We start from the raw sequence: 11,708 nt of genomic DNA, 5'->3' as shown, positions 1-11,708 counted from the left end.
GGGATGGAGCAGCATGGTAGCTCGTCGGGCTCATAACCCGAAGGTCGTTGGTTCAAATCCAGCTCCCGCAACCAATTCTATAAACAACAATTCAGTCGCGGGATGGAGCAGCATGGTAGCTCGTCGGGCTCATAACCCGAAGGTCGTTGGTTCAAATCCAGCTCCCGCAACCAATTTCTCTTCAAAATTTCTTCTTATTTTTACTTTCTCTCTTAATTCACAGACCTAATCTTATCAATCATAGATTTCTATACTACATTTCTTTTATTTCAATAACGCATTGTATTGAATAGATTTATTGTGCTGAAAATACAATAAGAAGCTCCAATAGAAAGCGTATGATCTTGGCTTTCTACTGGAATATAAAAAAGATATAGGAAGAGGTTAGCTACGGTCTGCTAACGTTAATTCACCACCATTAGCAAAATAAGCTTTGATCCCTTTGAAAATAGACTCTGCGATCTGTTGCTGGAATTTAGCGGTTTTTAGTTTTTTCTCTTCTTCGATATTACTGATAAAAGCCGTTTCTACTAAGATAGAAGGGATCTCAGGGGCTTTTAATACCGCAAAACCCGCCTGATCGACTTTATTTTTATGCAGTTTATTAATACCACCCAATAACTTAAGTACTTCACTACCGAATTTTAGGCTGTCATTAATAGTCGCAGTTTGTACGAGATCGAGCATTGCATGGTCTACATAGCGATCGCCACTTTTACTCACCCCACCAATTAAGTCAGACTCATTTTGTGTTTGAGCAAGATAGCGTGCAGTGTTACTGGTTGCGCCCGTTTTTGATAATGCAAAAACAGAAGAACCTCTTGCAGAGCGGTTTGTAAACGCATCAGCATGGATAGAGACAAATAAATCTGCCTGCATTTTTCTCGCTTTAGCAACACGTACTGTCAATGGAATAAAGACATCTTCATTGCGTGTCATATACGCCTTCATTTTGGCATCTTTATCAATCAGCGTTCTTAAGCGACGAGCAATTTGTAAAACCACATCTTTTTCACGTGTTTTATATTTACCTATTGCACCCGGATCTTCACCACCATGCCCAGGATCGATCATGATAATAATCGGTCTATCTCGCCCTGCTCTGCCCGGTTTACGTGTATCGGTTTGTGCTGGTACAGCTTGTTGTAAATCACCGTCGTTATATTCACGTAATAGCGCTAAAAGAGGATCTTCTTCCGTGTCAGCGCCGTGGCTTGGGTAGAAATCTAACACCAAACGGTTTTTAAATTCAGCCACAGGTTTAAGCGTAAACATTTGTGGTTGTACAGGCGTTTTTACTTCAAATACCAGTCGAACTGTTTTAGGTGTATTTTGACCAACGCGAATAAGTTTTAAATAGGGATCGCTAGTCTGAACCTGATTAGCAACACCTTTTAGTGTGCTATTAAGTTGAATACCTTCTAAATCCACCACAATACGTTCAGGATTTGATAATGCAAACTGACGATATTTCAGTGGTGTACTGGATTCTATAGTCACGCGAGTATAAGTCGAGGCAGGCCAAACCCTCACAGCAACAATAGATGCTGTGGCAGCAAGACCAACAGGACTAACACTTAACAATAATAACGCGCCAATTCCTTTAACAAGACGACGACGAGTTTGATTGTGCTCAGAATGACTCATGAAAATATTCCAAAAAAACGATTAACGTCAATAAACTCTAAAAAGAGATAAAAAAAGTTAAGAACGAAAAACTTTACCCAATCCACACTTCACTGTCACTTAAAAACAGCACAATTACTCACTTTTACACGAATATTCTGCCTTCAGGGAAAACAATAAGATAGGATTTTACTTGCCATTCCTCTCCAAAAAGAATAAAAATACATTAAATGCGAATAAAAATTCACTTGAGAGGGTTTTATGAAAGAGCGTAGCACCGAATTGGTCGATGGATTCCGCCACTCGGTTCCGTATATTAATGCACATAGAGGCAAAACATTTGTCATTATGCTGGGTGGCGAAGCCATTGCTCACGAAAACTTCCCATCTATCATTAACGATATTGGGTTGTTGCACAGCCTAGGCATTCGTTTAGTGGTTGTTTATGGTGCTCGCCCACAAATAGATACAGCTCTTGAAGTGCAAAAAGTATCTCCAATTTATCATAAATATACACGCATCACAGATAGCAAAACCTTGGAAATCGTTAAACAAGCTGCAGGTACATTGCAACTTGATATTACGGCTCGCCTATCAATGAGTTTAAGCAATACGCCATTACAAGGTGCACATATTAATGTTGTTAGTGGTAACTTTGTTATCGCACAACCATTAGGGGTTGATGATGGTGTTGATTATTGTCATAGCGGAAAAATTCGTCGTATCGATGAAGAAGCTATTCATCGCCAATTAGACAGTAATGCCATTGTATTAATTGGCCCAGTTGCGGTATCTGTGACGGGAGAAAGCTTTAATCTCACTTCAGAAGAAGTAGCAACACAACTTGCGATAAAGCTTAAAGCACAAAAAATAATTGGTTTTTGCTCATTCCAAGGTGTTGTCGATGAAGAAGGACACATTGTTTCTGAACTATTGCCTAACCAAGCTGAAGATAAAATTCGAGAGCTACAAACGGAAGGTGATTACCATTCAGGTACAGTGAGATTCTTACGGGGAGCAGTTAAAGCCTGCCGTCGTGGTGTAGAGCGCAGCCACTTACTAAGTTATCAATCTGATGGTGCTCTTATTCAAGAATTATTCTCTCGTGATGGTATTGGTACTCAAATCGTCATGGAGAGTGCAGAAAAAGTTCGTAGAGCGAATATTAATGATATTGGTGGCATACTCGAACTTATTCGCCCATTAGAACAACAAGGTATTTTAGTCAGACGTTCAAGAGAGCAATTGGAAATTGAAATTGACCAATTCACCATAATTGAACGCGATAATATGACTATTGCATGTGCCGCACTCTATCCTTACCCATCAGAAAAAATTGGTGAAATGGCTTGTGTTGCAGTACACCCTGATTATCGCAGCTCTTGTCGTGGTGAAGTTTTGCTACAACGTATTTCAGCACATGCTAAGCAATTAGGGTTAGAAAAGCTGTTTGTTTTGACAACTCGCAGCATACACTGGTTTCAAGAAAAAGGATTTGAACCAGCTGAAATTGATAAGCTACCGATTGAAAAACAAGCACTTTATAATTACCAACGTCGTTCTAAAATTTTGATTTTAGATTTACATAAAGAGTAATTGCCAAATATAAAAAAAAGACAGGTATCCCTCTCAATGCCTGTCTTTTATTATTTTCATTATTAACTAACGACTAATAACGTAACTTATCAATTAATCCACTTCGACGTTGAATACGTGTTTGTATTGCCATTTTCACCATCAACTCTGAGGCATAAAGAGAAAGCTTCTGTTTAGCCCGTGTTAATGCGGTATACAATAATTCACGACTAACAACAGGTGAAAATTTATCGGGCAGTACTAACGCTGTATGGGTAAATTCCGAACCTTGTGATTTATGCACTGTCATTACATACGCAGTTTCATGTTGTGGTAATCGGCTAGGTTGGATCGCTTTCAATTTTCCATCAGGTAGTTGGAAAAAAGCTTTCATTTCACCTTCATCATTATTGAGCATAATACCAATATCACCATTAAACAGACCTAACGTACTGTCATTTCGTTGGATCATAATGGGGCGTCCAATATAATCACTTTGATAACTATTTGTAGGACGGCGGATCAATCGCTGACGATGCAATAACATTTCAATTCTGTCATTTAGACCACTTACACCGAAAGGGCCTTCTCTTCGCGCGCACAATAGACGGTATTGGTTAAATGCATTAAGAATAATATCAGGTGATGCTTTTTGAGAAACTAAAGTGAGATACTCTCGATAGGCATTAACAGCATCTTGGATCATCAGTAAATAACTCTCTTTTGACTCTAAAGCAATAAAGCTCACATCTTGAGGCTCTAATGCGATTTCAAGCTGTTGTGGGCTAACCTCTGCTTTTTTCAACAACGCAATGGCTGTTTTGGTCTGTCCTTTATTAACCGCGAAAGCAAGTTGCCCTATCCCTGAATCCTCACCAAAGCGGTAGCTTTTTCGTAGCAGACACAGAGAATCACTGACGACAGAAACGGGTGTTTGAGAGACAGGAATAATGTCGGTAGATTTAGCCAGTTCACCTTGGGTCAAATGATTAATTTGATCAAATCTTTTTTGACTAAAACCATCTTCAGAAAAACGGCAAATATCACCTAATACAGCGCCCGCCTCAACAGAAGCTAGTTGGTCTTTATCACCTAAGAAAATAACGTGGCATTTTGGTGGAAGTGCATCAATCAAACGCGCCATCATAGGTAAATCAACCATCGATGCTTCATCAACAACTAAAATATCAAGCTGTAATGGATTATCTTTATGGTAACGCACTTGCTGGCTTTCAGGCTGAGCGCCTAATAAACGATGAATAGTTTGTGCCTGTTTTGGCATCCACTTATTTTCTTCTTCGCTTAAATTAAGTTGTGCCAAAGCGTTACCTAAAGACTCCGTTAATCTCGCAGCGGCTTTACCGGTAGGAGCCGCTAATTGAATAATCGGCTTTTCATTCGATGTAAGCATCACAAAAGCCGCTAAAATTTTAGCAACTGTTGTCGTTTTCCCTGTTCCAGGTCCCCCAGAAATAATAGAGGTAGGGCTTGTAATAGCAACACTCGCAGCCACTTTTTGCCAATTTGTTTCTTGGCTTTCTTTCGTTGTTGGAAAAAGTTGGTCGAGTACTTTAATTAATTCATTCTCATCAATATCAACAATGGCATGCTCTTGCCTAAAAAAACGAGCAACTTTCTCTTCATAGCTCCACATTCTTTGTAGATAAAGAAGTTCATTATCTAAAATAATGGGTGAGGGAGAATCATCGCCACTTTGATTAACACAATGACAATGAGTCAATTCTTCTACTATTTTTTTAGCAGAAGGCTTACCCATTTTTTGCCAAATTTCTTGTGCAAACTCCTTTTGTCTACCATCAAACAGTTGATCTTTTTGAATAATACTCAATGGTAAACAAACATGACCCGCTCCAGTTTGAGCACTCAAATAAGCAAATATAAACAGTAAAATAGGGTTTTCATCTTCCACCAGCATTTGTGCAAATCGAAGATCTAAAGGCCGTAATAAGTTTTGTGTAATCGCTTGTTCTAATAGTTTGATCATTTTTATTTCTCACCGACTACATCAAGTTTGCTACTTTTACCTGTAAATAGTGAATCTAGAGCCAAAACAAAAGCCTCATCAGGTAAATAAGCATAAACTCCATTTCCGGGATGCGCTTTGTCTATACCTCGTAAGAAGAGGTAATAAATTCCGCCAAAGTGGCTTTGGTAATCATAATCAGGGATGCGCTGTTGTAAAAAACGATGTAACGCTAAGGTATAGAGTTGATACTGCAAGTCGTAGCGATGATCCATCATTGCATTCATCATCGCTTCTTGTGTGTAATCCTCACTCGATTCACCTAACCAATTCGATTTATAATCCACAACATAGTATTTACCTTCCCAAGAAAAGACTAAGTCGATAAAGCCTTTGAGCATTCCTTCTACTTGTTGAAATTGCAAAGCTGGACAACGTTTTGATAGTGGATCAAACTGGCTAATTAATTGAGTCAACTGGGTTGATGATACCTCTTTTTCAATAGGCAAATAGAATTGTAATTCATCAAGTTGTTGTGATTTTGGGATATCAGCAAGACACAATCCTTGAGTATTAAGAGGTGTATGAAATAGCGTTTCCATCCATGAAACTAAAAGAGGAGCCCACTTTTCATCAAAACCTTGAGCAGTCAATTGTCCTTGCATCCACAGTTCATCAATAGGTTGTGAAAAATCTAATACTTCCAGCAAACTGTGTAAGAACGTTCCTGCTACTGCACCACGAGGGAAATGATGAATCGAATTTTCATCAACCTCTCCTTGTTGCTTTTCACCTTTAGCATCTGTATCAAGCCCTGGTGCGATAGATTGCACCAAAGCCTCAATATCACCTAAATCGAAATGATAACTGCGATTTGAATGCTGATAGGTTAACCCTGAATAGCTCGTTATACGCCAATTATCGTGGATCTGGCGTTTAAATATAGCGACCTCAAGTTTTGTTTCAGCCAATAATTGAGGCTGATAACGATGTGCAGACATATTATCAAGCGTTGTTACACTGATATTCTCATCTAATAAGGCATGGATTGATTGATGTAATAATTCACTATTACCTTCTTCGCCTTGTTGCAATAAATACCCTAAAGCATTTTTATGCAGATCGGTAAGCCCTGACTTACGTTTAGTCCCCTTAACAAGAGGAGCAACACCAACATAACAGCAGAATTTAGATCGTGTTAATGCGACATAAAGTAAGCGTAAATCTTCAGCTAAGCGCTCTTCATCTGCTAAACGCAAACTTTCAGGTCGGCTAAAAATATCTAATTTTGCGTAAAATTTCTCTCTATCATGATAAAGCGCCCCTTTCTGCTCTTGATAATTACAAGCAAAAGGTAAACAAACGATAGGATATTCAAGGCCTTTAGATTTATGGATAGTACAAATCCGTACAAGATTTCGGTCACTTTCCAAACGCATTTGTTGGCTTTCAGACTGCGCATCGGGATGAGAAATCTGTTGTGCTAACCAACGAATAAGGGCGTGTTCACTATCAAGTTGTAATGATGTTTCTTGTAATAGTTCACCGATATGCATGATATCTGTAAGCCGACGCTCACCATCAATGCTTGCGAGCAAGTTTTCCGCAATCTGATTATCCATCATGATTTTACGCAACATCGGTAAAACACCACGCTTTTGCCATAGTATATAATAATCAGCAAATTTCTCTACGTAGCTATTCCAGCGCGCCTCACTGCGGTTCAAATCATCAATTTGCTTCGCGCTAAAACCAAATAATCGGCTAGCTAAAGATGCCCTTAAAACTCGCTCTTTCTCCGGCGTTACAACTGCTTGTAATAACCAAAGTAGATCTTTAGCTTCATTGGTTTCAAATACACTTTCACGATTGGATAAAAACACCGATTGTATCGAAAGTAAATTCAGTGCGTCACGAATAAGTACGGCTTCTCTACGGCTACGCACTAACACCATAATATCAGCAGATGTAACCGATTTTTTTGTATCTTGTTCAATCAGCCAAGCTTGTTGCTGATCCCCAGCTGATAACCAATCACGAATTTGTGCAGCACATTGTGCCGCCATGATTTGTTCATAATTTCCCGTAGAAACGCTTTCACCTTCAGCAAGCCAAAAATTAAAAGGAGAAATCGGTTTATCATGGTAAATAAAAGCCATGTCTTGGTTTTTTTCAGCTGAACTTACTTCAATAAAAGGGATATGCTCAAATAAAAATGGAGCATTCGAACGCATAAAAAGTTTGTTAACTGCATTCACCATACCCGGTGCAGAGCGCCAGTTAGTGTTTAATGTGTAGTGATGAGATGTCTGCTTTCTAGCTTGAATATAAGTAAAAATATCCGCACCACGGAAAGCATAAATTGCCTGTTTAGGATCACCGATAAACAACAAACCGCTGTTTTCATACTCACCATAAATCGCATCAAAAATACGATACTGTTGAGGATCTGTATCTTGAAATTCATCAATCATTGCAACTGGATAGCGTTCACGAATGGCTTGCGCTAAAGCTTCACCACCTTCACGTTTCAATGCTCTATCTAAACGTGTTAATAAATCATCGAATCCCATTTCGCCACGACGCATTTTTTCATTTTCAATACCTTGGCGTATTTCAGGGATCGCGTTGACCAAAATAACATCACGCAAAGTCAAACTCTGCTTTGTTAATCGTTCAATTTCAACGAACAGAATATGCTCTGGCGCTGGACCTTTAGTCGACTTCTCATTCAATGTTTCTTGAGAAAAACGAACTAAACAATCAGGTAATTGATAGCTTTTAGTTTCTAGTGTTGACGCCCACAGAGTGATTTCTTCAATCCATTTAGGTAAGAAACGACTGCTGTAACTACGCTTATCAACTCCTGAAGTGGTTATCCATGCTTCAACTTCATGATGATGTTCATTCCAACGAGTTTTAACATTATTAATTGCTTCAATAACCGCTTGATGACGCTCTTTTACTGATTCATTTTCGCTATCTAATGCCACACCTTCGATTTCAGGCATTTCACCTTGTAAATAAGGCTGTATTTCATAAAGCAGTTGTTCTGGACCAGACCAAATCTGGCTTACTGCATTAGCAACATCATAAGAAAGTGGATAACAATGACGACGCCAGAAGTCAGCACATACCCGTTTTTTGAGCTCATATTCATCTTGGATCAAGACTTGTTCAAACAAGACTCCTGATTCAAATGCATTGTTTGCCAACATACGCTGACAAAAGCCATGAATGGTGTAAATAGCCGCTTCGTCCATTTGACGTTCAGCTTCTAGCAACCACTGTGCAGCTAGCTCTTTATTAGGTATCTGTTTGAGTAACTCATGGTAAGTATTATCACTACTTTCAACATCGTGACGGATACAGGCAAGTCTTAGTTCATGGATATTTTTACGAATACGTGCTCGTAATTCATCTGTCGCCGCATCCGTAAATGTCACAACTAAAATCTCTTCAACACTGAGAGGGCGGTAGAATGCAGATTCTCCGCCTAATCCAAGAAGCAACCGTAAATACAATAACCCTATTGTATAAGTTTTTCCTGTTCCAGCAGACGCCTCAATGAGGCGTCTTTGGTACAGAGGAAGCGTATACGGGTTTAATGGCTGTGCCTGTATCACTTCACTCACTCTTTAATTTCCTCAACAGGTAAGGTTTTTTGTAATTCACTCACTGTGGTGTAACGCTTCCATTGTTTATTTTCTGCGTAATCAGCATCTTTGCCATCTTTACCAATAACTTGAGAAACAAAAATAAATCCGTTAGGTTTTATAATTGCTTTTTCATAAAATTCAATAGCTTGTTTTAATGTAACTTTATTAAGCTCAGCTAAGAATTTTTCACGTCCATCATATTTTAAGTTATTACGATGGAAGTCATTTCGATAAAGAGAAACTTCTTCATAGAATGTTTGAGGTGGCTGTTTAACTTCAGTAATAATCGCTTGCTTATACTGATTAAAATCAGCCTCGTTCATTTTTTTCAAACGTTCGTAAGCTTGTTGATAAAATGCGTTATAGCGCTCATTTAAGTAGACAGGCGGTTTTGCATTACTTTGTAGTAAAAAGCCGATACCTGATTGCTCACCCATAGTGCCTTGATAAGCAAATACAGCATAACCTAGTTGCTCTTCTGTTCTTAATTGATCATAGAACCAAGGTTTGATAACAGAGGCTAACACTGAAGAAATTGCCTGACCTTCAAGACGGCTATAACCTGTTGGGATATAAAGCTCACCTAATGCATTATCAGTGCTCTTCGATTTATTTTGGAATTCAACCGCATTTAATTTATTGAATACTAATGTTTCACCGATCCAATATTCTGTACCTTGATTACCTAATAATTCGTGTGCAGATTTAGCAATATCGCGGCTTTGCTCTGGCGTTAAGTTACCAATAATCAGCGCTTGAAGTGCCGCGTTTTTAATGACTTCACGGCGATTATCAATAATATCTTGTAGCGTAATTGACTCTAATGCTTTGATTTTTTCAGCTTCTTCATAATACGGGATCGTATTTAATCGACGAGCTGGCAGCATAGCGGCTTCAAATGCTTTTAAGTTATGAGTCACTTCAAGCTGTTCACGATACCAAGATTTAGCCTGATCTAGTTCTTCTTGAGTTGATTCAAAACTCATATAGCTTTTCAGTGTCGCATTAACTAATTCTGGTAAATGTTGTGTATACCCATTCATTGAAAAATCAATGCCTTGCCCTGATGAGGATGAGATATTCATTCCCGCAACAGAAGCTTGGTAAGATAATTCACTTAATGCTAAACCAGCAAGATAGTCAGTTAAGGTTTGCGTCACTTGCTGCTTAACAGTAATGTCTGATTTCTTATTCACTAAACTTAATGTCACACTGGCTTTAGGCTCATCAGAAAAATAGTGCGATGGCATATAAAACAAGCGAGCGCTTTTATCTTGCCACAACAATTGTGGTTTGATGATTTTGCTGTCCGCATCAATCAGTGAAAGATTATCAGGAATGTAAGGGTTAAGTGCTGGCAGTGATAATGAAATATCGTCTGATAATGCTTGCCATGTTTTTAATTGCTTATCTGTGATTTTATCAACCTGATAAGGCGCATTAACAAAATAGGCTTGTTTGTTAGAAGGTTCATTAGGACTAATTACCCAAATACGAGCCTTCTCTGGTGTAAGAGAATCAAGACGAGAAAGGATAGCTGAAGGGTCATAATTATCAGCAATATAGTCTGCATCTAGGATATTTTTGATTGGATAACGCAGCATCATATCCGAAATACCTTCTATGTAATTCATATCTCTTACAATAGAGCCATAACGGAATGAGAGATCTAATACATTCGCAATTTCATTAAAGTACCGCTGACTGATGCCTTCTGTTTGAATTAAACGAATATATGAAAAGATAGCAGAAATCACTTTGTCTTTTTGCGCTAAACCTTTATCTGTCAACGCGACATAAATCGTAAATGAGCCTTGGTTACGATCAATATAAGGCTCTGAAGAGGCACTAATACTTTCAGCCAAGCCTTGATCTTGTAGCCATGTTGCCAATGTGCCCGCGCTACGATTACCGATTAAATAACCAATATATTCATCAGATTTACTACGAAAATCGGCAACATTATTATCAATACCAAATTCAATCTGTAAGGTTTTTTGCGGCAAAGCAGGTACAAGATGGATCATTAACCCTTTTTCTTTATCCGTCATAGCAGGTACTGTTGTAACAGGTACGTCAGCCTTTTTATTCGGGATACGAGCAAAAGTCTCTGCGGCTAATTTAGATAATTCATCAAGTGATTTATTACTATAAATAACACCATTCATTAAATTGCCAGAATAGTGTGTCTGATAGAATTTAATCAATTCATCTTGAAGCTTACTATTTGGTTTATCACTTAATGTCTCTAGATTCCCCCCCATAAAGCGAGAACTTGGATGTGCTGGGTTTAAAGTTTCTGCTCTGACTTGCCAAAAACGCATGCCATCGCGTGCCCGCGCCATTGTTAATTCAGCATTAACTGCATTACGTTCACGATCTGCATTTTTAGGATCAAGTAAAGGTTCAGCTAAAGCATCAGCAAGGCGATCTACCGCTTCATTAATGGCACTGTTTTCTACTTCTAAATAGAACGCAGTACGGTAAGTCGTTGTACTCGCATTATGAGAGCCACCATTCTTTTGTAGGAATTCAGACATACTGCCTGATTGAGGATATTTCACCGATCCCATTAGCACCATATGCTCTAAATAGTGCGCAAGACCTTGCTGACTATCTGGATCTTCTAATGCTCCAACAGGTAATGCAACAGCCGTTAATGATTTAACTGCTTTTTCATCAGAAACCAGTAATACAGTCATTTCATTAGGTAGTTTAATCGCTTGATATTGCCGTGGATCGCTCTCACTTTTTTCAATGCTATCAGGCAATACTTGCCAGAGAGGATCAGCAGCAAAGCTGTTGATACTCACTAGCATCAATAGCAACATGATCCATAGTTGCGAGAAGTATTTTCTCATCTG

Annotated in this window: 5 protein-coding genes and 2 tRNA genes; 3 read left to right on the top strand and 4 right to left on the bottom strand. The window is 38.7% G+C overall.

What is annotated here, in order from left to right; genetic code table 11:
* Window positions 1-74 (top strand) — tRNA-Met (locus ABN236_RS08425).
* Between the two features lie 22 nt (window positions 75-96).
* A tRNA-Met gene (locus ABN236_RS08420) sits at window positions 97-173 on the top strand.
* Window positions 174-384: 211 nt separating this feature from the next.
* Here ABN236_RS08420 and amiC read toward each other — a convergent pair.
* Complete coding sequence (amiC, locus tag ABN236_RS08415) at window positions 385-1,647, bottom strand: N-acetylmuramoyl-L-alanine amidase AmiC (RefSeq protein ID WP_088494680.1); 1,263 nt, start codon at window positions 1,645-1,647, stop codon at window positions 385-387.
* Window positions 1,648-1,887: 240 nt separating this feature from the next.
* On the opposite strand from amiC, the gene argA reads away from it, so the two are divergent.
* Window positions 1,888-3,222, top strand: a complete 1,335-nt coding sequence (gene argA, locus ABN236_RS08410) for an amino-acid N-acetyltransferase (protein ID WP_088494679.1) — start codon at window positions 1,888-1,890, stop codon at window positions 3,220-3,222.
* A gap of 73 nt (window positions 3,223-3,295) precedes the next feature.
* Here the strand turns inward: argA and recD are convergent, their stop codons facing one another.
* Genes recD through ptrA form a run of 3 tightly spaced genes read right to left on the bottom strand, consistent with a single transcriptional unit; the run spans window position 3,296 to window position 11,705 of the window.
* Window positions 3,296-5,206 (bottom strand): exodeoxyribonuclease V subunit alpha, encoded by a 1,911-nt coding sequence (gene recD, locus ABN236_RS08405; protein WP_349473782.1) that lies wholly within the window; start codon window positions 5,204-5,206, stop codon window positions 3,296-3,298.
* Window positions 5,207-5,208: 2 nt separating this feature from the next.
* The gene (gene recB, locus ABN236_RS08400; RefSeq protein WP_349473780.1) at window positions 5,209-8,820 is read right to left on the bottom strand and encodes an exodeoxyribonuclease V subunit beta; all 3,612 of its coding nucleotides are present in this window, start codon (window positions 8,818-8,820) and stop codon (window positions 5,209-5,211) included.
* Complete coding sequence (gene ptrA / locus ABN236_RS08395; RefSeq protein ID WP_349473778.1) at window positions 8,817-11,705, bottom strand: pitrilysin; 2,889 nt, start codon at window positions 11,703-11,705, stop codon at window positions 8,817-8,819. The genes recB and ptrA overlap by 4 nt, the downstream gene beginning before the upstream one ends.
* Window positions 11,706-11,708 lie beyond the last annotated feature (3 nt).

Source organism: Proteus sp. fly-1013 (assembly GCF_040140245.1).
Lineage (GTDB): Bacteria > Pseudomonadota > Gammaproteobacteria > Enterobacterales > Enterobacteriaceae > Proteus > Proteus mirabilis_B.
Note: the sequence above shows the minus strand (reverse complement) of the source record. Positions and strands in the feature narration are given on the sequence as shown.